At 33.8% G+C, this 24634-nt stretch carries 21 protein-coding genes; 3 read left to right on the top strand and 18 right to left on the bottom strand.

Annotated elements, in window-relative coordinates:
* Window positions 1-503: 503 nt before the first annotated feature.
* The 10 genes from KAOT1_RS05260 to hisG all read right to left on the bottom strand — a co-directional run bounded on the left by KAOT1_RS05260 (window position 504) and on the right by hisG (window position 9937).
* Window positions 504-1292, bottom strand: coding sequence for a tRNA pseudouridine synthase A (locus KAOT1_RS05260; protein WP_007093689.1), 789 nt, complete (start codon window positions 1290-1292; stop codon window positions 504-506).
* A 215-nt stretch (window positions 1293-1507) separates the two neighbouring features.
* On the bottom strand, window positions 1508-1891 hold the full coding sequence (locus KAOT1_RS05255; protein WP_007093688.1) for a hypothetical protein: 384 nt from the start codon (window positions 1889-1891) through the stop codon (window positions 1508-1510).
* 277 nt (window positions 1892-2168) lie between these two features.
* Entirely contained in the window at window positions 2169-2768 is a 600-nt protein-coding gene (hisIE, locus tag KAOT1_RS05245) for a bifunctional phosphoribosyl-AMP cyclohydrolase/phosphoribosyl-ATP diphosphatase HisIE (RefSeq protein WP_007093686.1), read from the bottom strand.
* 217 nt (window positions 2769-2985) lie between these two features.
* Window positions 2986-3741, bottom strand: a complete 756-nt coding sequence (gene hisF / locus KAOT1_RS05240) for an imidazole glycerol phosphate synthase subunit HisF (RefSeq protein WP_007093685.1) — start codon at window positions 3739-3741, stop codon at window positions 2986-2988.
* An 84-nt stretch (window positions 3742-3825) separates the two neighbouring features.
* Complete coding sequence (hisA, locus tag KAOT1_RS05235) at window positions 3826-4545, bottom strand: 1-(5-phosphoribosyl)-5-[(5-phosphoribosylamino)methylideneamino]imidazole-4-carboxamide isomerase (protein ID WP_007093684.1); 720 nt, start codon at window positions 4543-4545, stop codon at window positions 3826-3828.
* A gap of 255 nt (window positions 4546-4800) precedes the next feature.
* Entirely contained in the window at window positions 4801-5382 is a 582-nt protein-coding gene (gene hisH / locus KAOT1_RS05230; RefSeq protein ID WP_007093683.1) for an imidazole glycerol phosphate synthase subunit HisH, read from the bottom strand.
* A gap of 79 nt (window positions 5383-5461) precedes the next feature.
* Window positions 5462-6595: a bifunctional histidinol-phosphatase/imidazoleglycerol-phosphate dehydratase HisB gene (gene hisB / locus KAOT1_RS05225; RefSeq protein WP_007093682.1), complete on the bottom strand. Its 1134-nt coding sequence runs from the start codon at window positions 6593-6595 to the stop codon at window positions 5462-5464.
* A 128-nt stretch (window positions 6596-6723) separates the two neighbouring features.
* Window positions 6724-7773, bottom strand: a complete 1050-nt coding sequence (hisC, locus tag KAOT1_RS05220; protein WP_007093681.1) for a histidinol-phosphate transaminase — start codon at window positions 7771-7773, stop codon at window positions 6724-6726.
* Between the two features lie 11 nt (window positions 7774-7784).
* A complete protein-coding gene (hisD, locus tag KAOT1_RS05215; RefSeq protein WP_007093680.1) occupies window positions 7785-9080 on the bottom strand; it encodes a histidinol dehydrogenase in 1296 nt (431 codons plus the stop codon).
* Complete coding sequence (gene hisG, locus KAOT1_RS05210) at window positions 9080-9937, bottom strand: ATP phosphoribosyltransferase (RefSeq protein ID WP_007093679.1); 858 nt, start codon at window positions 9935-9937, stop codon at window positions 9080-9082. Before hisG ends, hisD begins: the two co-directional genes overlap by 1 nt.
* A gap of 327 nt (window positions 9938-10264) precedes the next feature.
* Here hisG and KAOT1_RS21860 point away from each other — a divergent pair, with 327 nt between their 5' ends.
* Window positions 10265-11110: an OmpA family protein gene (locus KAOT1_RS21860; protein ID WP_007093678.1), complete on the top strand. Its 846-nt coding sequence runs from the start codon at window positions 10265-10267 to the stop codon at window positions 11108-11110.
* 5 nt (window positions 11111-11115) lie between these two features.
* Complete coding sequence (locus KAOT1_RS21855) at window positions 11116-11679, top strand: hypothetical protein (protein ID WP_007093677.1); 564 nt, start codon at window positions 11116-11118, stop codon at window positions 11677-11679.
* A 292-nt stretch (window positions 11680-11971) separates the two neighbouring features.
* Here KAOT1_RS21855 and KAOT1_RS05195 read toward each other — a convergent pair whose 3' ends face one another.
* From KAOT1_RS05195 to fabG, 4 genes are all read right to left on the bottom strand, one after another.
* Window positions 11972-12787 carry a prohibitin family protein gene (locus KAOT1_RS05195; RefSeq protein ID WP_007093676.1) on the bottom strand — a complete coding sequence of 272 codons (816 nt, stop codon included), beginning with the start codon at window positions 12785-12787 and terminating at the stop codon, window positions 11972-11974.
* 19 nt (window positions 12788-12806) lie between these two features.
* On the bottom strand, window positions 12807-14738 hold the full coding sequence (locus tag KAOT1_RS05190; RefSeq protein WP_007093675.1) for a vWA domain-containing protein: 1932 nt from the start codon (window positions 14736-14738) through the stop codon (window positions 12807-12809).
* A gap of 109 nt (window positions 14739-14847) precedes the next feature.
* Entirely contained in the window at window positions 14848-15384 is a 537-nt protein-coding gene (locus tag KAOT1_RS05185; protein WP_007093674.1) for a hypothetical protein, read from the bottom strand.
* 15 nt (window positions 15385-15399) lie between these two features.
* Window positions 15400-16146, bottom strand: a complete 747-nt coding sequence (gene fabG / locus KAOT1_RS05180) for a 3-oxoacyl-[acyl-carrier-protein] reductase (RefSeq protein ID WP_007093673.1) — start codon at window positions 16144-16146, stop codon at window positions 15400-15402.
* A gap of 244 nt (window positions 16147-16390) precedes the next feature.
* Between fabG and KAOT1_RS05175 the strand changes: the two genes are divergently transcribed.
* Window positions 16391-18316, top strand: coding sequence for a S9 family peptidase (locus KAOT1_RS05175; protein ID WP_007093672.1), 1926 nt, complete (start codon window positions 16391-16393; stop codon window positions 18314-18316).
* 208 nt (window positions 18317-18524) lie between these two features.
* Here the strand turns inward: KAOT1_RS05175 and KAOT1_RS05170 are convergent, their stop codons facing one another.
* From KAOT1_RS05170 to KAOT1_RS05155, 4 genes are all read right to left on the bottom strand, one after another.
* The gene (locus KAOT1_RS05170) at window positions 18525-19448 is read right to left on the bottom strand and encodes a TIGR03571 family LLM class oxidoreductase (RefSeq protein ID WP_007093671.1); all 924 of its coding nucleotides are present in this window, start codon (window positions 19446-19448) and stop codon (window positions 18525-18527) included.
* Window positions 19449-20231, bottom strand: coding sequence for an SDR family NAD(P)-dependent oxidoreductase (locus tag KAOT1_RS05165; protein WP_262494780.1), 783 nt, complete (start codon window positions 20229-20231; stop codon window positions 19449-19451). It lies immediately after the preceding gene.
* Entirely contained in the window at window positions 20231-21121 is an 891-nt protein-coding gene (locus KAOT1_RS05160; RefSeq protein WP_007093669.1) for a DUF4437 domain-containing protein, read from the bottom strand. Before KAOT1_RS05160 ends, KAOT1_RS05165 begins: the two co-directional genes overlap by 1 nt.
* 386 nt (window positions 21122-21507) lie before the next feature.
* A complete protein-coding gene (locus KAOT1_RS05155; protein ID WP_007093668.1) occupies window positions 21508-24480 on the bottom strand; it encodes a M16 family metallopeptidase in 2973 nt (990 codons plus the stop codon).
* Window positions 24481-24634 lie beyond the last annotated feature (154 nt).

The raw sequence follows: 24634 nt of genomic DNA, 5'->3' as shown, positions 1-24634 counted from the left end.
GATTCAAGGTTGTTTCTGAGATCATTTTTGATTTTGATTTAAAATGCTAAGTTTTAAATCTTAAATGCATTTCTAAGACAAATTTTGAATGTTGTTTGAAACTAATTGATACATTTTCAAATTTTCAAATTGCCACATTAATTAGGTTCGCTTCGCTCAATTCAAAGATTTAAAAATTCAATGATTTAAGGTCGTTTCTAACACTATTTACAAATAAACCAATTCCTTTGATGTCTTCAATTAAAAGTTTGATTGAGAAATTCTGGGATTGCTATCGCTCTTAATAATATTTGTTTTTTCTTTAAATTTACAATTGCTCTTAAAACTTGACTAATACCTAATACCCAAAAGCTAATACCTAATTTTTTCGCTTCGCTCAATTCAAGGTTGTTTCGATTTTAAGTTGTGATACATAAAGAAGAATGTTCTTTTATAAATAAACTTATTGCTCTTACATCTTCAACTATAAAGTTCGACTTTAGAAACTTTGCCTTTTAAATTATTTATAAGTCTTTAAATGTCATTTTGTTTAGCATTAATCCTGAAGCTGGCGCAATGTAGTTGACTTCGAGTGTAGAATTTGGCAATAATGAACGTTTGATGAAGTCTAAATCGAGTTCGTGTCTGCCGAGTAAAATTAGTGTTCCCATCATCATACGGATTTGATGACGTTTGAATCCTGCGCCTTGTACACGCAATACGTAACTTTTTTCTGGAAAGAAACTTGCCGTATATAGATCGTTTTCTGTGATTTCACATAGTTCAATTTCGCCTTCTAAAATCGTATGTTCTGTGGGTTTATAACAATAGGTTTTTAAATAATGATTTCCTTCAAAGAGCTTTGCTCCTTTTTTCATTAATTCGACGTCTAAATCGCCCAGAACATTTGTCATATATGGCGCAGCAAATGGGTGGTATTTTTCACCAAAGGCAAATAGATAAATGTATTCTTTTACTTTTGGATGTTGAATGATGTTGAATTTCTCGTTCGTTTCGGTAATTGCTAGCGCGCGAATATCTTGTGGTAAGTTTTTATTGAAAAGTGGTAAAAATTCTGGAATATTTAGTGTTTCGTTGTCTAGAAATAATTCTATGGCAATTTCGTTTGCAGAAACTTTTGCATCTGTACGACCGGAAGCTAATAGTTTAAAGTTTTTGTGTCCGAAAACATATGCCAACGTACGTTCTGTCATACGTTGTACTGTGTTTACATCAGGTTGTTTTTGCCATCCGTGATAACGAAAACCTAAGTATTGTAATGTGATGAGATAGTATTTTCGGTTTCTTTTCAATTTTTTTGTGTTGTGTGTTGTGTGTTGTGTGTTGTGTGTTGTGTGTTGTGTGTTGTGTGTTGTGTGTTGTGTGTTGTGTGTTAATTTGTTTACATTATTTATTAAATCAAAACGAAAACTAATAAACTTTTAAATTTTGTATTTGTGAGTTTGTTTTAGAAGTTACTTTAAAAAAATAGCTTTTAAGAAACTTCTCAATTCTCAATGCTAACAAACTAAGTTGCTTTCAACAAGATAAAACTCAAAGCAAAGATTACGATTGGAATCATCCAGAGTTTCCAAACATCAGTTCCTTTGGTATTTTCTTTGATCGCTTTGTTTTTTATTTGCAACATTCGCTTTCCGTTAAAATACATCGCGTTGAATAGAAATAGTACAATTCCCGCTAAAATACTATAGAATATTGGTGTATAAATTTCGTAGAAGCGCAAAAAACTACTGTTTGTCGCTCTGACCAAAACAATACACAATACGAATAAAATACTCAATTGAAGTACTGTAATATATAGTGTTGCCATCGACATTAATTGCTTGTGTTTACGCTTTTTGGACTGCGCTTTGTAGCTTAGAATTGTTTTGTAAAATAGTTGTTCGAACATAGTTTTGCAGAATACTTTGCAATGATAAGGATTTTTTGTTGGGTTTTCGTCGCTTTACAATTAGGTTTTGGATATTTGGTGTTTGGTTGCGTTGCTTTTGTTTGTTGTGAGTTGTTCGTTAATTTCTTTACACTGTATTTTAAATCAAAAAAACTTGTCAACTCATAAACTTCGAATTGGTTTATTTGTTTTCAGTTTTTTGTGGATTTGTTGTAAGAACTTCAAATAACACTTAGCATCTCGACTGCGCTCAATGTGACACATTCAACATTTAGAATTATTTTTCCCTACTTTTCAAAACATTCACAATATCATTGAGTTTGTAACCTTTGGCTTGTAGTAAAATTAGATAGTGAAATAGCAAATCGGCACTTTCGTTGAGGAATAAATCATCATTATCATCTTTTGCTTCAATGACCACTTCTACTGCTTCCTCTCCTACTTTTTGAGCAATTTTGTTGATTCCTTTTCGAAATAACGAAGCGACATAACTTTTTTCATCTTCTTTGTTTTCTTTACGATTTTGAATCGTGTCTTCTAGTTGACTTAGAAATCCAAAAGACATTGTATTTTCTTCATTCCAACAAGTGTCAGAACCTTTGTGACATGTTGGTCCAACAGGATTTACTTTGATGAGTAATGTGTCTTCATCACAATCATTTTGAATGCTTAGCAAATTTAGAAAGTTTCCGCTTTCTTCACCTTTGGTCCATAAACGTTGTTTGGTTCTGCTGTAGAAAGTTACTTTTTGAGTTTCAATCGTTTTTGTATATGCTTCTTCATTCATAAAACCTAACATGAGTACGTTTTTGGTTTCGTTATCTTGAATGATTACAGGAACTAAGTTGTCGTTATTTTTATTGAAATTGATATTCATTGTTTGTTACTTATTTGTTTACACTGAGCAGAGTCGAAGTGTTTTGTATTAAAATATATTTTTTTCTATCTAAAAATTAAGTATTTAATATTCAGCATTTCATAGTACTTCTTGACACAATTTTCTTTCTATCTCGACTGCGCTTTATATGACAAAAAATTACTCGAATTGACGTTTTATTTTTCTAATAGTTCTGACAGTCTAAAACTTTAAAAATCTAAATTCGCACATTAATTCCGTTATTTTTTAGATTATGTTTGAGTTCAGGAATTCCAATTTCTTTAAAATGAAATACACTTGCTGCCAATGCTGCATCTGCTTTTCCATCGACGAAAGTATCTGTAAAGTGTTGCATATTTCCTGCGCCGCCAGAAGCTATAATCGGAATGTTGACGATTTCTGAGAGTTTTGAAAGTGCTTCGTTTGCAAATCCGTCTTTGGTGCCGTCATTGTCCATCGAAGTAAACAGAATTTCGCCTGCGCCACGTTCTGCGACTTCTCTTGCCCAGTCAAATAGCTTGATTTCCGTAGGAACTTTTCCACCGACCAAATGTACAATCCATTCGCCTTCAATTTGTTTGGCATCAATGGCAACGACAATACATTGATTTCCAAACTTGGAAGCCAATTCGTTGATTAATTCAGGACGTTTTACGGCTGCTGAATTGATAGAAACTTTGTCTGCGCCAGCTTGTAATAAGCGATCGACATCTTCTGTAGAAGAAATTCCGCCACCAACTGTAAATGGAATATCTACTTGCGAAGCCACATCTAACACCAGTTTTTGCAGTGTTTTTCGGCGTTCTTCCGTTGCTGAAATATCTAAGAATACCAATTCGTCAGCACCTTCATCTGCATAGATTTTTGCTAGTTCTACAGGATCTCCAGCATCACGAAGATTGACAAAGTTGACACCTTTTACGGTTCGTCCGTTTTTGATGTCTAAACAAGGTATGATTCTTTTTGTGAGCATTGTTTTATTTGATTTAAAGATTCATCTCGACTGCGCTCGATGTGACATTAATTTTGAAATTTCGTCCTTGCGACGTTTTATGTATTATAATAATTTTTCTAATTGTTTGAGTGAAATTCTATTTTCGTAAATCGCTTTTCCGATAATGACACCTTCACAACCTAATTCTTTTAGTTTTGGTAATTCGTCAAAGGTAGAAATTCCGCCAGAAGCGATCAGTTTTAAGTTGTGACCACACGTTTTTAAGATTTTCTCATATAAATCGAATGATGGACCTTCTAGCATTCCATCTTTGGCAATGTCTGTACAAATTACATATTCAATTCCTTTTTGCTGATATTTTTGAATGAAAGGAATCAATTCTTCATTACTTTCTTCTTGCCAACCACTGATTGCAATTTTTTCATCCATCGCGTCAGCACCAAGAATAATACGCTGACTTCCGTATTTTTGAATCCATTTGGTAAATATTTCAGGATTTTTTACGGCAATACTTCCGCCTGTAATTTGCTTTGCGCCACTTTCAAAAGCTATGTGTAAATCTTCATCTGACTTTAATCCGCCGCCAAAATCAATTTTCAGATTCGTTTTTGAAGCCACTTGTTCTAAGACTTTATAGTTTACGATGTGCTTTGCTTTTGCACCATCTAAATCAACCATGTGCAAGTATTGAATTCCTGCGTCTTCAAATTGTTTTGCTACTTCTAGCGGACTTTCGTTGTATATTTTTTTTGTGTCGTAATCACCTTTGGAGAGTCGGACACATTTTCCATCGATGATATCTATTGCTGGTATGATTCGCATTATAAGGTATTGAGATTTTAGTATTGAGTATTGAGATTGCTCGTTTACTCGCTTGTTTTTTGTTATTTTATCGTTGATTTGTTTATTTATTATTTGAGATCATTTAAAATTTTACATTCAACCTGTCGACTGCGCTCGATGTGACACATTTAGAGTTTCAATGCTGTTCTCGATATAACTTTGCTTTGCAAATCCACTCGAACAGACGTTTTGAACAATTAAACTTTGAAACTTCTCAATTCTCAAGAATTAATTTTAAAGTTTCAAAAAGTTCTCCAATATTTTACTTCCAGCTTTGCTACTTTTTTCAGGATGAAATTGTACACCATAAAAGTTGTCTTTTTGCAATGCAGACGCATATTTGATATCGTATTCACTTTCTGCAATCATTTCATTTGATTTTTTAGCGTAATAACTGTGCACTAAATACATATATTCGTTTTCGCGAATGCCTTCAAACAAAGAACCTTCTAAATTTTGAATCGTATTCCAACCAATTTGTGGCACTTTTACAGTTGAGGAAAAACGAACTACTTCTGTATTAAAAATTCCCAAACCTTGTGTGTTTCCTTCTTCTGAAGACTTGCACATGAGTTGCATTCCTAAGCAAATTCCCAAAACAGGTTGTGTTAATGTTGGAATTATATTGTCTAGTTCGCTTTCACGAAGTTTTTTCATCGCACTACTCGCCTCGCCTACGCCTGGAAATATGACCTTGTCTGCTTTTCTGATTTCTTCTACATCATTGCTCAAAACTGCTTCTACGCCCAATCGTTGCAAGGCAAATTTGATACTTTGTATGTTTCCTGCTCCGTAATTTATGATGACTGTTTTCATTGTTTAGTATTGAGATTTTAGATGTTAGTATTGAGATCGCTTAATACTCAATTTTCATTACTAACATCTCACTTCTATTTTAGAGCATTCCTTTTGTTGATGGTAAAATCATTTTTTCTACATCACGTTTTACAGCCGCTTTGATCGCTTTTGCAAATGATTTGAATATGGCTTCAATTTTATGGTGTTCGTTGGTTCCTTCCGCTTTGATGTTTAGGTTAGCTTTTGCGCCATCCGTAAACGATTTGAAAAAGTGATAGAACATTTCCGTTGGCATTTTCCCAATCATTTCACGTTTAAAATCTGCTTCCCAAACCAACCAATTTCTTCCGCCAAAGTCAATGGCTACTTGTGCTAAACAGTCATCCATTGGCAAACAAAAACCATAACGTTCTATGCCTAATTTGTTTCCTAGAGCTTCTGCAAATACTTCTCCTAAAGCGATTGCCGTATCTTCAATCGTGTGATGTTCGTCAACTTCCAAATCGCCTTTTACGGTAATATCTAAATCCAATTGTCCGTGACGCGCAATCTGATCTAACATATGATCGAAGAAAGCAATTCCTGTTTCTATGTTTGATTTCCCTGTTCCATCAAGATTTAAATCGATTTGAATTTTTGTCTCGTTGGTATTTCTAGTTAAGGAAGCTTTGCGTTCTTTTGCTTTTAGAAATGCGTAGATTTCATCCCAATCGTTGGATTCTAAGCCAATGTATGCATCTAAATCAGAACGTTTTACTGTAATTTCATCCGTTCCTAAAAAAGTTTCATCATTAATATAAATTCCTTTTGAACCGAGATTTTTCGCAAGTTCAATGTCTGTCAAACGATCACCAATTACGAATGAATTTTTTAAGTCATAAGCTTCCGAGAAATATTCTGTGAGCAAACCTGTATTCGGTTTTCGCGTTGGCGCATTGTCTTTTGCGAATGTTCTGTCAATCACAATTTTATCAAACTCAATTCCTTCACCTTTAAGTGTTTGTAGGATAAAATTATGCACTGGCCAAAATGTATTTTCAGGATATACTTCCGTTCCCAAACCATCTTGATTGGTAATCATGACCAATTCGAAATCGAGTTCTTTGGCAATTTTTCGTAATGCTGATAACGCTTTTGGATAGAATTCTAGTTTTTCAAAACTGTCTATTTGTTCGTCGGCTGGTTCTTTGATGATCGTTCCGTCACGATCTATGAATAGTACTTTTTGCATGATTTTTATTTTTGTTATTCCTGCGAAGGCAGGAATCTATTTATTTTTTTGTGTGACACTGAATCAAGTTCAGTGTGACGTTTCTAGTTTATTCATTATTTTTGGATTCCTGTTTTAGCAGGAAAACATTACGACTCAATTTCGTTTAATGCTTTAAGTAATCTTTGATTTTCAACATTCGTTCCAACCGTAAATCGCAAACAATTTTCGCATAGTGCTTGTGTGGTACGATTCCGAATTACGATTCCTTTTTTTATCAATTGATTGTAACGAAGATTTGCATCATCTACTTTTACGAGAATGAAGTTTGCATCCGATGGATAGATTTCTGAAACAAAACCTACTTCTTTTAAAGCTTCCGCTAATTGTTCTTTGTTTTTTTGAATTTCAGCAATTTCGATGTTGACACTTTCTTGGTCTTCAATACGTTTTAACGCGTACGATTGCGTCAGTAAATTTACATTATACGGCGGTTTGATACGGTTTAATATTTCAACTATAGTGAACGAAGCATAACAGATTCCAAGTCTGATGCCTGCCATTCCATACGCTTTTGACAGCGTTTGTATAATGATAAGATTTGGAAATTCCTCAAGCCGATTCAACCAACTTTCTTGGCCTGAGAAGTCTATATATGCTTCGTCGATCACTATAATTCCATTAAATTCTTTGAGTAGTTTTTCTACAGTAGCGATATCAAAACTGTTTCCCGTTGGATTGTTTGGTGAACATAGAAACAGAATTTTACTGTTTTTGTTGGCTGTGTTTAATATTTCATCCGCTTTTGGCTGAAATGTTTTTGACAATACCACTTCTTTGATATTGATATCATTGATTTCTGCCAATACTTTGTACATTCCGTACGTTGGCGGTAATATGATGATGTTGTCTTCTTTCGGTTCGCAAAACGCTCTGAAAATTAAATCGAGAATTTCATCACTTCCATTTCCTAAGACGATATTTTCAGGATTGCAGTTTTTGACTTTTGCCAATGCCACTTTTACGTCTTTTTGTTTTGGATCTGGATAACGATTGACACCATTTTCATACGGATTTTCGTTAGCGTCCAAAAAAACCATTTCACTACCAGAAGCTTTGTATTCGTCTCTTGCAGAAGAATATGGTTTGAGTGTTTTTATATTCTCTCTGAGAAGATTTTGTATATTGAATGTGTTCATTTGTATGGCTATTAGCTGTTTGCTTTTTGCAATTCTTTTAATCGTAATGTAACAGCGTTTTTGTGTGCTTGCAAACCTTCTGCTGTTGCCATGAGTTCGATGGCATTTCCAATGTTTTTAATTCCTTGTTTGGTGATTTTTTGAAACGTCATGCTTTTTTGAAAACTTCCTAAGTTTACACCAGAATATGCTTTTGCATAACCGTTGGTTGGCAAGGTGTGATTGGTTCCAGATGCATAATCGCCAGCACTTTCTGGTGTGTAATTCCCCACGAATACAGAACCTGCGTTTTGAATTCCGTTGGTGTAGAAGTTTTCATCGTTTACACAGATGATAAAGTGTTCTGGACCATATTCATTGATTAAATTTAGCGCAATTTGATCGGTTGAAACATAGATGAGTTTTGAGTTTTCAATTGCTTTTGCGGCAATTTCTTTTCGTGGCAAAGCTTCTAGTTGCGTTTCAACCGCAGTTTCTACTTTTTCTAAGAAGTTTTTTGAGGTTGTGACTAAGATGACTTGACTGTCGGTTCCATGTTCTGCTTGACTTAACAAATCGGAAGCTACAAAGTCTGCATTGGCTGTTTCGTCAGCTACGACTAAGAGTTCACTTGGTCCGGCTGGCATATCGATAGCTACGCCGTATTTGGTTGCGAGTTGTTTGGCTACAGTTACAAATTGATTTCCTGGACCAAATATTTTGTATACTTTAGAGATGGTTTCCGTTCCAAAGGTCATTCCTGCAATGGCTTGAATTCCTCCTATTTTGTATATTTTAGTAATTCCGCAAAGTTGTGCTGTGTATAATATTGCAGGATTTACTTTGCCTTCTTTGTTTGGTGGCGTACATAAGATAATTTCCTCACAACCTGCTATTTTTGCAGGAATTGCCAACATGAGAATGGTTGAGAATAATGGCGCCGTTCCACCAGGAATGTACAATCCGACTTTTTGAATGGCGCGTTTTTCTTGCCAACAGTTGACACCTTGCGTTGTTTCTATTTCCACCTTTGTCGTTTCTTGAGCAGCATGAAATTTGGTGATATTTTGCTTTGCAACGGCAATGGCTTCTTTGAGATTTGCAGCAACGTTTTTTGCTGCAGCGTCAATTTCAGCTTGACTGATAACAAGATCATCCAAATTAACATTGTCAAAAAACGAAGTGTACTTTTTGATTGCCTGGTCGCCATTTTTTTGAACTTCCGAAAAGATTTGTGAAACCGTTGCTTCGATATCGTCTACGGTTTGTGTTGGACGTTCTAAAATCGTATTCCAAGTTTCGGGTTGCGGGTTGAATATTTTGTTCATTAGAGTACCATTTTTTCGATTGGACATACAAGAATTCCTTCTGCGCCGTTAGCTTTGAGTTCGTCAATGACGTCCCAAAAGTCTTCTTTTTTGATTACTGAGTGTAGCGAACTCCAACCTTTTTCGGCTAATGGGAGAATTGTTGGACTTTTTAATACAGGTAATATTTTGCTGATGGCTTCTATTTTTTCGTTTGGAGCGTTAAGAAGAATGTATTTGGAAGATCGTGCAGTTAAAACAGATTGAATTCTGAATTGTAGTTTTTGCAAGATTTGCTGTTCTTCTGCTTGAATTTTTGGTGAAACTGCTAATACGGCTTCACTTTTGAGCATGATTTCTACTTCTTTGAGATTGTTTTTGAAAAGTGTACTTCCACTAGAAACAATGTCACAAATTGCGTCGGCAAGTCCGATGTTTGGAGCTATTTCTACAGAACCATTAATGATGTGCAAATCGGCTTTGACACCTTTTTCTTTGAGATATGCTTTTACCGTTTCCGGATAGGAAGTCGCGATGCGTTTGCCTTCAAAGTCTTTTACGGAGTTGTAGGTTTCGCCTTTTGGAATGGCGAGTGAGACTTTACATTTGGAGAATCCTAGTTTTTCTGCGATGGTAATGTTTTCACCTTTTTCTACCAACACGTTTTCGCCGATAATTGCGATATCTACCACGCCATCTCGTAAATATTGGGGAATGTCACCATTTCTGAGATAGAAAACTTCGAGTGGAAAGTTTCGCGCTGCTGCTTTGAGTTGGTCTTTTCCGTTATCGATGGAAATTCCGCAGTCTTTAAGGATTTTGAGCGAATCTTCGTTGAGTCGTCCCGATTTTTGAATGGCAATTTTTAACTTCTTCATTGTTGTTTTTTTATGCTTGAGTACAAAAATTGGGCACTAAAAAACCCGTTTGATGTACTCAAACGGGTTTTAATATATTGTTTTAAATTACTTCAATACACTATCTGCTCGCTTGAGGGCAAGTATGAAAGTGATGATGATGTAATTGTGTAAATATCATTGTTATTTTTTTTGTTGATGCAAATGTAAGTAATATTTTTTATTGCCCGCAAGTCTTTTTAAAATTTATTTTCTGCATTTTATCGAAAATATTTGACAATCCTGTTTTTTAGATTGTGATATCAAAAATGAATTCCTATTTTAGAAGCATTAATAGCCAGCCCAACTATGAAACATTTTTTGATTGCTTTTGTACTATTTTGTACATGGCTTTATTTTGGTGTACGTTACTATGAGTGTAAGGTTAAAAACTTATGCGAAATTGCTACGACTTCAGAAGTTTCAGAACCACCAAAAGTAGTTGAAAAGAAGCCTGTGGTAAAGCCACTTACCTATTTGCCTTTTACCATTACAAAGAATTCTGAAGCTATCGTTATTGCAGATAGTTTGCTGAATCCTTTGCAAACATATTTTGATTATTTGAATACGAATCAGAAACAAGAAATGGTTGTAACTTCTTTTTTTAATAAAGCAGAAAATGGAACAATTGCGCTTAAAAGAAGTGAGGCTGTTAAAGAAGCATTAAGCAATTTTGGATTGAATCCAGATCGAATTGTGATGCAAACGACACAAAAAGATTTTGAGTTTTCAGAACAAACAAATCAGTATGATAAAGGCTTTGCGTATAAGTTTCAAACCATGTCGGAAGAACGTATAGAAGCGATTGATAAAGGAATTGCTTCTAAAGTTTTGTATGCAGGTTTTGGCTCAAAAACGTTTAAACCAGATAATACGCTGAATGCATATGCTATTGAACTAAAGAATTATTTGGCAAAACATCCTACGAAACATGTGGAAATTATTGGTCACACAGATAGTAATGGAGAAGCCGAAGCCAATAAGTGGTTTGGACAACAACGTGCTAAAAGTGTGATGAATTATTTTGTTTCGCAAGGTATTGCTGCTGAAAAGTTAACAATTTCCTCGAAAGGAGAAACAGATCCGATTGCTCCCAATACTACCAAAGAAGGTCAACGATTAAATAGACGAATAGAGATTAATGTAACCAACTAAACTATATGCCACTTTTATTTTTACAAAACCTTACACCTACTACCAATTGGGAATATTTTGTTGTATTCTTGATTGGCTTTGGATGCTTTTTGATAGGCTGGATTTTTTCTAAGCGCAAAACGAAACGCAAGTATGTAAAATTGCTAGAAGAATGTGAATCTAAGAAAGCAGAAATTATCAATACAAATTATGAACCATCTGAAGGTGTTCGTGCCGTAAAAACGCGTGAACGCTCAGGAAAAGCTGTAGATTCTGAAGAAGCTACTCATGTTGATATTGAAAATTCTCCTTTAAATTTTGATAATTTTGGTATTGCGAATGCTTCTGAGAAAGACGATTTGAAACGCATTAAAGGTGTTGGTCCTTTTATTGAAGAAAAATTAAACACGATTGGTATTTATACTTTTGATCAGATTAGTAAATTTTCTCCAGAAGATATGAAAACTGTGACAGAATTGATTTCCTTTTTCCCAGGACGTATAGAACGTGATGATTGGAAAGGACAAGCAAATGTGTTAAAAAAAGGTGGTAATACTGATTTTAGTAAACGATTGAGTTCGGAAAAGTAGATTTTTAGACTTTATTAGACAATTAGATTGTTAGACTTGCTTAGATTGTTAGACTTTTTTCGCTTTGCTCAATTCAAGAATTGAAAAATTTAATGATTTAGAGTGTATTCTGATATTACTTTTTGCTTGCATAAGCAGTAAACATTTTAGAACGTTTTATACCAAATCTACCATAATAGGCAACATATAAACTTGTTTTTTAGGAACTTGTTTGATTTTTACACTAATTACTCAAAAATTAAAAAAGGGAAACGTAAGCCATTTCCCTTTTTTTGTTTTCTATTTTAAATGTTTATTGATTTCCTAGAATAAGTGGCATTCCGCTTTCTCCTGAACCAATAACAATTACTTTACTGTTTTCTGATTCTGATAGTTTTAGCGTTGCCTCAATTCCTTTTTCTTGTAGAATTTTATCCGTTAAAGAAGCACTTAATATTTTGTTAGCAGTCGCTTTTCCTTCTGCTTCTACGCGTTGTCTTTCCGCTTCTTTTTCAGCAGTTTGTAATAGATATTTATATTTTTCTAATTCTTGTTCTTTAGTTTTCTTATCTTCAATTGCAGCAGTAATTTTTGCTGGTAGTTCAATTTTTTCAACTAATACTTGAATTAAATCAATATATACGATTTGTAAGTCTTTTTTGGTTTGTGCTTCAATTTCTTTTTGGATTGAATTTTTTTTAGAAGAATATAATTCTTCCGCAGTATATTGACCAATGATACTACGTGCTACAGAACTAATAGCAGGTCTTACTTTTCTTGAATAATAATCTAAACCTACTGTTTGATGAAGCCTTCCTAAGTTGGATTTGTTAGGTTTGTACTGAATTGTTAAATCAACTTCGATAGGCAAACCGTCAACTGATAATAATTCATCTAATTTTTCTTGAACCGTTTGATCTCTAACTTCATATTTTATCATACTATTCCACGGTGCTACTACATGAAATCCTTCTCCATAAGTATTATCTATATCTACTCCACCAGAAAATTGCTTATATAAAACGCCTCCTTCTCCAGAGTTTATAGTTACGGCAGATTTTGCTATGAGTACAATTACTGCAATAATAATTATAAGTAACGGTATTCCAATTTTGGGTAATTTATCCATTTTGTATTTGTTTTATTTTTTAAATGAGTCCGTAATATTTTCTTAGAAACCATTCTAGCGCCAAGCAAATTGCAATGAGTGCTAGCAAGTATTTCCAATCAATCAAAGATACGACCTTTTCATTACTTTTTTCAATGGTTTGAAAACGTTGATCGCTTATTAATTGAGAAATGATCGACGAAGTATTGTTGTCAATATGAAATGCTTTCCCGTTTGATTGTGCTGCAATTGCTCCCAATCGTTTGGAATCTGCGTTTAAGAATTGTTTTTCAATATCAAATTCCAGAATCTTAAAGCTTCCTGATTTACTGATGTTTTTCCCTTCTGCTCTAACCGTGAAACTGTATGATGCTGGTGGAAGATTGTTTAAATCAACCGTATAAAAGCCAGTATTTAACAACATTGGATAGGTTGTCGTAGTTTCTGTGTCTTTGTTTTTGATGATTGCTGTTAAGTTAGCATTCGCATCAAATTCATACGAAGGATTAAAATATTGTGCTGTCAACTGAATTTCACGATTTCCGTAATAGAACGATTCGTAACCAACCGTTAGGCGTTCGCGTTTTTTCTTGGAAGCTAGATATTGCACCAATTTTCCAAGAAATGTATCAAATTCTATAAAGTTTTCTTGTGCTAAAAAACTGTTTGCACGCCATTTCCAGATGTTTTCTCCTGCTAAAATTGCTGCACGAATATTATTATTTGTATAAGTTGCCAACAAAGGACTGTCTGTAGAAACTCCAGAAACGGTTTGTGATAAAATTGTTTCATTTGCTACGTTAAATTCTACATCGCCAAATGAGTTTTCTAACGGTGGATAATCTGAAAAATCAATGTTTTCAATTAAGAAATTTGTATAGTTTGTATTGAGTTTTCCTTGTACTTCTTCCGTTTCTTGTAAGTCTTGTTTGCGAAAGCTTGTTTGTATGTCATTTAAGAAATTCCAATCCGTTTGCGTTCCTGTTATGGTAAAGGTATTTTTTTCTAAACGCTTTATGTTTTGATAAACTTCAGTAAATTTTCGATTTGGTTGATACAGAATAACTAGCTGATAGTCATTTAGTTTGCTAGAAGCTTCGTTTGGTTTTATAATATCAACTCCGCGTAATTCGTTACTTTCCAAACTTTTTTTCAGCGCACCTAAATCTGGATGTACAATGTCTGAGATTAAAGCAATTTTTACTTTCTGATCGATTACTTCTACAGCAAAATATCGTGTGTTGTTTTGTTTATTTTTTTCGGAATCTATTGGTGTTAGCGTCGCACGTAAAGTTTGTACGCCAATTTTTGTAGCAGAAACATTTAAGTTAACTACTTTCGAATTGTCTGTTGGAGAAAATGTCAGTTCTTTACTTGCCAAGCGTTTGCCATCTGCCGTAAGTACTAAGTTTGTTTGAATCGTTTCGTTTCCCGTATATGTCGCAATGACTTCTACAGGAAATTTATTTTTTAGATATGCGTATTTGTTGGCATTTAGCTGATCGATTTTTACATCGACAAAAGTCGTAGTATCTCCTGCAATGACAGGAAATATGGGTTGTTTTATTTTTGAAGAAAGAAATTGATAGTCGTTTCCGTAGGTTTGGTTTCCATCTGTGATTAGAATAGTTGGCGCAATTGCATCTTTGTAGAGATTGTTGATGTCTTTTAGCGCTTTTCCAATGTTTGTTTGCGATCCTGTAAAGTTGATAGAATCGCTTTCTTTTAAATCTCTCGAAAATGTATATGTATCAATTTCGAATTTATCTTGTAATTCTTGGGAGTTTTTTAGGTTTTCAAGTACTGTTTTTACTTTAGCATCATAACCCAATTCTGCTACAGAAGATGAATTGTCAACGGCAATCGTTAACACAGGTTTTTCGGTGTAATAGCTTTTTTGTTTGAATTTTGGATTGATAATTAAGAGCAATAAGGCAAATACGCTTAAAAATCTTAAAAACGAAAAAAGCACTAATTTTTTAGTGCGTTTTTTCGTTTTATAATAGTAGTGAAATATCGCAACAAGTGCTGATATTACTACTGCTATACAGATATATACTATCGTTGTGGTTTGCAATAGTTTATTTTGTTTTTATAAGTTCAAAAGAGTTTAAAAAACGTTCAATACTGTCATTTTTATCTTTGTCTGTTAAGCAAATTACTTGCGTTATAAACATAGAGTTTTCAACTAGATAGGCGTTGATATAGATAAATCCACCTTGCATAGAAACTTTAAAGCTTCTTCCTGGATAACCGTTAAATTTTACAACATTGTCATATACTAATTTACCTTGTACATTACTAACAGCTCCGTTAACAGCGCCATCTAATACCGTAGCATTGTAGTCTTCGTCTGCATCTTTAAATTGTTCTTCAGGATAGTCAGAGCGAATTACTGAATATACAGCATTGTCATCGCCTGATGTTGGTGAATACATAATCATGTGCATGTCTAATTCTCCAACTGCTGTACTAACTTTTTGTACTGTTCTTTCTGGTGTGTTTGGATAATATGCAACAAAAGCTAAATCTTCTGCTTTATATTTTTCCCAGTTTTGTGCATTTACTGCGCTGAATGACAGTAGAAAGACTGTCATTAAAAAAATTGCATTTTTCATATGTGATTATTTGGTTTATGTCAACATTCCACCGTCGACGTTCAATACTTGTCCTGTGATATATGCTGACATATCACTTGCTAAGAAAACACAGGTATTTGCTACATCTTCTGGAGTTCCACCTCTTTTTAATGGAATGGCATCTCTCCAACCTTTTACAACATCTTCAGGGAGTTTTCCTGTCATTTCAGTTTCTATAAAACCTGGCGCAATTACATTACTACGAATGTTTCTAGAGCCTAATTCTAATGCTACCGATTTTGAGAATCCGATGATTCCTGCTTTGGAAGCCGCATAGTTTGTTTGTCCAGCATTTCCTTTTACTCCAACTACAGAACTCATGTTAATGATGGATCCTTTTCGTTGTTTCAACATGGTACGTTGTACCGCTTTTGTCATGTTGAAAACTGATTTTAAGTTGACTTCAATTACTTTGTCGAAATCATCTTCTGAAATACGCATTAAAAGATTGTCTTTGGTAATTCCTGCATTGTTGATTAATACATCTATTGATCCAAATTCTTTTAATACTTCCGCCGCCAAATCTTGTGATTGTTGAAAATCTGCGGCATTACTTTGGTATCCTTTGGCTTTTACGCCTAATTCGTTTAATTCTTTTTCCAATTCATTTGCAGCTTCTACAGACGAGCTGTATGTAAATGCTACGTTTGCTCCATGTGCTGCAAATACTTGCGCTATTCCTTTTCCTATTCCTCTACTTGCGCCTGTAATGATGGCTGTTTTGCCTTCTAATAATTTCATACGTATTTATGGTTGATTTTATTTAATTCAAATATAGTCAGAATAGTTAGGTTAGCAATAACACATCTTAGGATTATTCTTGAAAAAATAGCTTTGTTCTTAAATAAGTCTTTGACATAAAATGATTTATAAATGTATCAAAAAAAGAGAGAGTTTCCATATTTTTTGTTAAAATCTCTCTAAAAACTGTAACAACACTTTTTTTTAGTCGTCATACTTAAATAATCAAACAAAAAACTAAATCATGAGAAAATTACTGCTTTTTTCTCTTATCTTGCTTTTTATGGCATGTAAAGAGGATACAAAAAAACAACCTGAGCTTGCTGAAAAGCAACCAGCACCAAAAATTTCAGTTAAAGATTTCTTTAAAAATTCTGAAAAATCCACCTTCCGTTTGTCTCCAAATGGAGAATATATTTCTTTTTTAGCACCTTATAAAGATCGAATGAACATTCATGTTAGAAAGTTTGACAGTGACGAAGTAACACGTGTAACAAGTGTTGAAGATCGTGACCTTTCAGGCTATTTCTGGGCAAATGATGATCGTTTGGTATATATTAGAGATAAAGGCGGAAACGAAAATTTTCATCTTTTTGCCGTGAATAAGGATGGAACTAATGAAAAAGATTTAACTCCTTTTGATGGTGTACGTGCTCAGATTATTGATGCACTTCAAGATAATGAAGATGAATTGATTATTGAGCTGAATAAACGAATTCCACAAGTTTTTGATCCGTATCGATTGAATATTAATACAGGAGAACTCGAATTGCTTTATGAAAACCCTGGCAATATTACAGGTTGGCAAACTGACCACGACGGGAAACTTCGTTTAGCATACGTTACCAATGGTGTCGATAATACAATTATGTACCGAGCTACAGAGAAAGATCCTTTTAAGGAAGTAATTACGACGAATTTTAAGCAAACTTTAGCACCACAGTTTTTTGACTTTGATAATGGTGATGTAGTGTATGCTGCTTCTAATTTAGGACGAGATAAAGCCGCAATTGTCAAATACGATTTGAAAGAGAATAAAGAAATAGAAGAAATTTTTATGGACACCGAAGTGGATGTCGATGGAATTTCATATTCTAACAAACGAAAAGTACCAACGTTTATCAGCTACACTAGAGCAAAACTAAACAGAAAGTTTTTAGATAAGGATGCTGAAAATCTTTTTAAGATGCTTGAGGATAAGTTAGGTACGGATCATGAATATTATATTACTTCAAGTAATAAGAATGAAGATAAGTTTTTGATTTATGCTGGAAATGATAAAACACGTGGCTCCTATTATTTTTATGATACAAAGACTGAGAATTTAAAACACATGGCAGATTTGAGTCCATGGTTAAATTCTGAACATATGGCAGCTATGAAACCTATCTCCTACACTTCTAGAGATGGTTTAACGATTCATGGATATTTGACCCTGCCTGTTGGTATAAAAGCAGAAAACTTGCCTGTTGTGGTGAATCCGCATGGTGGTCCTTGGGCGCGTGATAATTGGGGATTTAATCCTGAAGTACAGTTTTTAGCAAATAGAGGTTTTGCCGTGTTACAAATGAATTTTAGAGGTTCTACAGGATATGGAAAGCAGTTTTGGGAGAGTTCTTTTAAGAAATGGGGACAGGAAATGCAAAACGATATTACAGATGGTGTAGAATGGTTGATTGCTGAAGGTATTGCTGATAAAGATCGTATTGCAATTTACGGCGGAAGTTACGGTGGTTATGCTACATTAGCAGGAATTACCAATACGCCAGATTTGTATGCTGCGGCTGTAGATTATGTAGGTGTTTCTAATTTATTTACGTTTATGGAAACTATTCCGCCATATTGGGAACCGTATAAGAAAATGTTACACGAAATGGTTGGAGATCCAAGTACGAAAGATAGTATTATGATGAAACAAAATAGTCCTGTTTTTCATGTAGATAAGATCAAAGCAGCGTTGTTTGTGGCGCAAGGAGCTAATGATCCACGTGTGGTTCAGGCAGAATCAGATCAAATGGTAGAAGCGTTGCGTAAAAACGGCGTAACTGTAGAATATATGCTGAAAGAGAATGAAGGTCACGGATTTAGAAATCAAGAAAATCGATTTGATTTTTATAATTCTATGATTAAATTTTTGAACGAGAATATGACTAAGAAAGTGAAAGGGTAGTTTTTAATGTATCAATTTGAAAATATATCAATTGACTTTACCTATATAAAGAAGAGACTGTTTATAAAGATTACAAAAACGTCATTCTGGACTTGATCCAGAATCTCATTAGTTTGATTATCAACTTTTATGGGAAACCGAATCAAGTTCGGTTTGACGAAACCTGTACTTTTTAGACAGTCTTTTTTTATATTTTTTAATCTATACTTTAAGAAAAATTAGTAACAATTTCTTCTCCAATAATTTCTATCATTTCTGCTGCTGATTTGGAAGCGTATTTTAGATTTAAAATCACATGGTTTACCCCAAATTTTTCAAGTAATTTTAAATGAGTGTTTGCATATTCCGTTCCTGATCTGAATCCGAGGTGAATTGGTGTTGGATTTGCCTTTGTATCATCAACCAAATCAACATATAAAGATTGCATAAATGGTTTCCAGCCTTCTGACGCTTTTGATAAAGCCATGTTCCATTGTTGCATGACCATTTGTAACGTTCTAAAATCTCTCGGATAATACAACCAACCATCTGCATTAACAGCAATCCAATCTAATGATTGTCCAGAATGTCCTGTAACAAACATTGGTGTTTTTTTATGATATTTTGGTAATAAATCAATTCCTCCATTAGTAGCACCATAGAATTTAGAGGTGTAGTTTGGAAAATCGCCTTGTAAGGCTTTAATATAATAAAAACTGTCTCTAAATAGTTCTGATTTTTGTGACAATTCTTGATTGAAAGCAGGATATTCTATTGGACGATCACCAGAAGCTACACCTAAAAGTAATCTTTCATTTGATAAGATTTGAAGACTGTTTATAGATTTTGCTGTGTGTACAGGATGTCGTAACGGCAATATAATACTAGCAGAACCCAATGCTATTTCAGTAGTTTGGTTCATGATATGAGTCATATAAATCCACGGATCAAATAATTGTCCTGCGTCACCAAAAGACGGATCATTAAAGGGCACATCTCTAAACCAAAGTGCTTTAAAACCTAATGCTTCTGCTCGTTTTGCCAATACTTCTTGATCTTTCATTGTAGGGACAGAACCATTATAAGATTCTAATGGAAAAACCAATCCTAAAGTGAGTTTTCCTTTTGTGGCAACTTTCGAAAATACACTCATTTATTGCTTTAAAATTTTTTCAGTTTCAGAGATTAGTTGTTCAATTTTTTCCGTGTTGTAAGCATCAGCATGTGCTTTAGCGTACATTCCTTTGTCATTATTAAAGTACTTCCCACTAGCATTTTTATGTGCATCTGAAGTTGCTAATTCAAATAGAATATTCGCACCTTTATCGGCAGATGACCAATGATGACCGTAGGCTTCTTGTACCATTCGAGTATTGAGTAAAGATCCTGGATTTACAGCAATAGTAACTATAGATTCAATTTTTTTAGAAATATAAAAACTCCACATTGTTAAAGCTAGTTTGCTTTGTGCATACGCTTGTTGCTCAGGAATAGATTCATTACCTCGTAAAGCATCAATTGAAACGGATGATTGTGCTGCTGAACTTAGATTGATAATTCGTGGTGCATTGCTATTTTTTAAAAGTGGAATTAAAGCATTCGTCAATATATACGGAGCGAGATAATTTACCACGAATCGAAGATCTAATTTGTTTTTGTTTTGTTGTTGTTTGCTCTTAAAGACTCCTGCATTATTGATTAATACATCAATTTTAGAAAAATCAGATTCTATTTGAGAAGTCATTGTTTCTATAGTGCTAAAATCGCTTAAATCAGAAATATACCCATGAATGTTATTATTGGAGGTTTCTGATTTGATTTCTGAGATAGTTGTATTTAATTTTTCTAGATTTCTTCCATGTAAAATTAGCGTATGTCCATCTTTTGCTAGCAGTATTGCGGTTAATTTTCCTACTCCGTCTGTGCTTCCTGTGATTAAAATTGTTTTAATGATTTTTTAATTCTTATGCTTCCATTGGTGCGTATATACATTAGTACGTCACTCGTAACTTCAGAAATAGTATGAATAGCTTTGTCAGTTGCGTGAAATGAACTACCAGGGTTTAGCTTTTTGGTTTCTTTATTTTGTGGCAATATATACTGTAAATTCCCTTCAATGATAACGGAATGCAGAACACTTCCATCTGTTGAAAGAGTTCCTTTAAAGTCTTTTGGAAGTTTTACAAATATGCCTTTGGAGTTCCCATCATCCCACAAAAAGCTAATAGTAGCATTGCTTTCAGTAGCTATCCAATTTGACTTTTTATGATCTAACCATACTACATTTGATGCGTCAATATTTATTGGTAATTCGCCACTATCAAAAGATTTGTCGACTGGTTTAACCAAATATGGTCCTTTATCGATTTCGACTAAAGCAATATTTTCTTCTCCTTTAGCTGCGGTAATATGTGATTCACCTTTAGGCTGTGTCCAAAAACTACCTGATCCCATCCACATGTTTACAGCTTTTGGATCGTCATTATGAATTTTCCCTTTTATGACTACTGCCCTATACGTAACATTATGAATGTGTGGCGGAGATGAAAAACCATCCACAAATTTTGCTAAAAAACCTGTTGGAATAGTATCGTTTCTATCACCCCAAATAGTTCCTGCTTTAGGACTTTGATCGCCTCTTGCGGGATTTAGTTTTTCCCACTTTATTTCAGATGCAAGAATCACTTTATTTGTAGGGTTTTCAATTTTTTCTGCTAGTTTGGAATTCGTATTGGTGACTTCACTTTTTAATTGATTGGATTGATTACAAGAAATCATAAGCAAAACTGCTGCTATAAGTGAGACACATAATATTCTTTGTTTCATAGTTTTTTTTTAAAGAGTTAATTTTGAAAGATGCCTATTATCTTTTTAATAATTCTTTACATCATAAATAAAACTTAGTATACAAAATTATTTATGCTATAAAAAATATAGTTTTAAAATTAAGTATAGTTTTAATTTTACACAATAACGGTCAAAAATGATAGTATGAATGTGGTTTTGGTACTTATACCAATTCTATTATAAAATATAACTAATTGTTAATTTATTTTTCTACTTCATAGCTACGGCTATACTTTGATTTTATGCCTTTAATACCCGAAAATTAATTTTAATTCTATAAATCACATTCTATAGTAGAATTGGTATTAAACAAAAAAAGTGCTTCCTAATTGGAAGCACTTTTTAGTTAATATAAAATCGTCAATTTATTGCTTAATGTCTTTTGGCTTTTCATAATTGAATAGATAATCAATGTCCATTTCTTGAATTTTTCCAAGTTTTGATAAGGCTTTCATATCCACATCTTTCTTGTTTCCAATAACCATGACATTGTATTGCTCACCTTTGATGTTTTCATTGAAGAATTCTTTCAGATCAGCAAGCGTCATTTTTTCAATGGCTTTGTACATTTCTTCTCTGTGATCTTTGTCAATTCCCAACTTTTGCAATCTCTCGTAAGTCCAGAAAATGTTTGATTTTGTAATACGTTGCGCCGCCAATTTTTTAAGCGTTGCTTCTTTGGCTGCATTGAATTGTTCTTCAGCTTCTGGCATATCATTCATTAAACTCAACATCGCATCAACTGCTTGTGGCATTTTGTTGGCTTGTGTACCAATGTATGCCATTACATAGTTTGAATCGTTTTTGTCATTTGCCTCTGCATAGTATGAATATGCAGAATATGCTAATGATTTAGATTCTCTGATTTCTTGGAATACGATAGACGATAAACCACTTCCAAAGTATGTGTTGAATAAGGTTGAAGCTGCCATGTTTTCTGCTTTGAAAGGTTCTCCTTTAGCCAAAAACATCATTTCTGCTTGTACCATATCATAATCAACAAAGAATACATTTCCGCCAGTTTCTAGCTCTGTATATTCTGTAGCTGCTGGATATTCTTTTAAATCGTCAGCAACCTTGTGGTGTTCGTTTAATGCCGCTACTGCTGCATCAACATCTTTTCCGTAGTAAAAAATACGTTGGTTATAGTTTTTAAAGTCTTTTACTAAATCTACCAATTCTTGCGGATTCATTTCGTTTAATTCACTATTACTAAAGATGTTACGCAAACGAGAGTTTTCTCCGTATTTGGCATAACTCATTAAACCTCTTTGCAAAATACTTCCTTTACGTGTTTTTGTGTTTTGTCTTGATTTTAAAATCTGTGTTACATATTTGTCGTAAGCTTCTTGGTTTGGCACAGCATTGTTCCATAAGTGCGATAGTAGTTTTAATCCTTCTGGTAAATTTTCTTTTAATCCGTTTAAACCAACATATGATTTTTCTGCACCTGTACTTACGTAGTAACTGATTCCTAATTTGTAGAACTCCTTTTTTAGTTCTTCCGCAGAATATTTATCAGTTCCTAAGTATTCCATGTAACCAACACCTAAACCAAGTTTTTTGTCGTTGTCACTTCCCATATCAAATATGATATTCATGTCAAACAGATCATTTTGTTCATTTTCGATGTAAGAAACTTTGATTCCGTTGTCTAATTCTGTCTCTTTGATGGCAGATTTAAAATCTACATATTTAGGCTGTAATGGTGTAGCTTCACGCGCATTAAACGCTTTCATATACGCAGAACTTTTATCTCTGTTTAAATTTACAGGAGTAATTCCTGGGTTTTCAACTTTTACAATAGAGTTGTCTGCTCCTTTACGCTTGTATGTCACTACATAGTTATCTTTGTAGAATTTGTTAGCAAATTCAACCAATTCTTCTTTTGTAATTTTCTTAAGATCATCTAAGAATTTTACTTTTTTCGACCAATCTTCATGGTGAATGAACGCATTGTAATAAGCACTCGCTAGTGCAGTACTGTTTTCATATTGTTGTGTTTGACTTAGTTTAAGATCATTGATTACGGCATCAATCATCCAGTCTTCAAATTCTCCTTTTTTTAGCTTTTCAATTTGCGCTAGTAATAAGTTCTTAACTTCGTCTAATGTTTGACCCGTTTTTGGGTAACCTGATAATGTATGATATCCGTAATCATTTAAGAATGTTGGAGAACTACGTGCATATTGTACCGCTTGTTTTTGATTTAAATTTAAATCGATCAAACCTGCATTTCCATTAGATAAAATCATATCTACCAACGTCACGTATTTTTCATCTTTTGTATTGACACCGCCAGAACGGAAAGAAATTGAGATGTTTTCTGCAGTTGGTCCAAATACTTCTTTTACAACAGGAGAAGCAATTGGTTGTTCTTTAGGCAACGTAGGATGCGTTACTTCTTTTTTCTCCATTTTACCAAATGTGTTCGCCACTTTTTGAATAGTTTCATCAAAATCAATATCACCTACCAAAACTACTGCCATATTGTTTGGCACATAATATTTGTTGAAATAGTTGTGAATTGCTACCATAGAAGGATTTTTAAGATGCTCCCCTATTCCAATAGTTGACTGTTGTCCGTAAGGATGATTTGGAAATAGTCCATCTAACATTGCTGCATAACTCTTTCTTCCATCATTATCTTGACCTCTATTGAATTCTTCAAAAACCGCTTCTAATTCTGTGTGAAATAAACGTAATACTAATTGTCCGAAACGCTCACTTTCAAGGTCTAACCATTTGTCTAATTCGTTTGCTGGAATTTTATTTTTATAAACAGTTTCTTCATGCCAAGTATGTGCATTTGTTCCTGTAGCACCTAATGAGCTTGTCATTTTATCATACTCATTTGCAATACTATAATTGGAAGCTTCTAAAGAAACTTCGTCAATTTTTTTATAGATTTCTTTTTTCTTTTCAGGATCTTTTTCTGCTCTGTGTTCCTCGTATAAGTCTGAGATTTGTTGAAGATATTCTTTTTCTTTTTCCCAGTCCAACGTTCCAATTTCATCAGTTCCTTTAAAGACCATGTGCTCTAAGTAATGCGCCAATCCTGTAGATTCTTTCGGATCGTACACAGAACCTGCTCTTACCGCAATATACGTTTGGATTTTTGGTTCATCGCTATTTTTACTTAAGTATACTTTTAGACCATTGTCTAGTGTATATAAACGTAATCCTGTTGGATCGTTTGCAACGGTTTCGTATGAAAAACCATTTGCGTCTTTTTGTTGTGATACTTTGACTTCATTAGAAGCAACATCATTGTTTTCTTTACAGCTGAAAATCGTAAGTGTGAATACGATCAACAACAGTAGATTGATTTTTTTCATTATTTATATTTGATTAGTTTGTAATAGTAAACGCTAAAATCATAATTATTATATACTTTACAGCAATTATTCACTATTTTAACGTTTTATTAATTGTGCTATGTGTCTTATTTTACATGTATTTGTTACAGATATGATATAAATATGTATTGCT

This window comes from Kordia algicida OT-1, from assembly GCF_000154725.1.
Lineage (GTDB): Bacteria > Bacteroidota > Bacteroidia > Flavobacteriales > Flavobacteriaceae > Kordia > Kordia algicida.
This window is presented reverse-complemented; position numbering and strand designations above follow the sequence as displayed.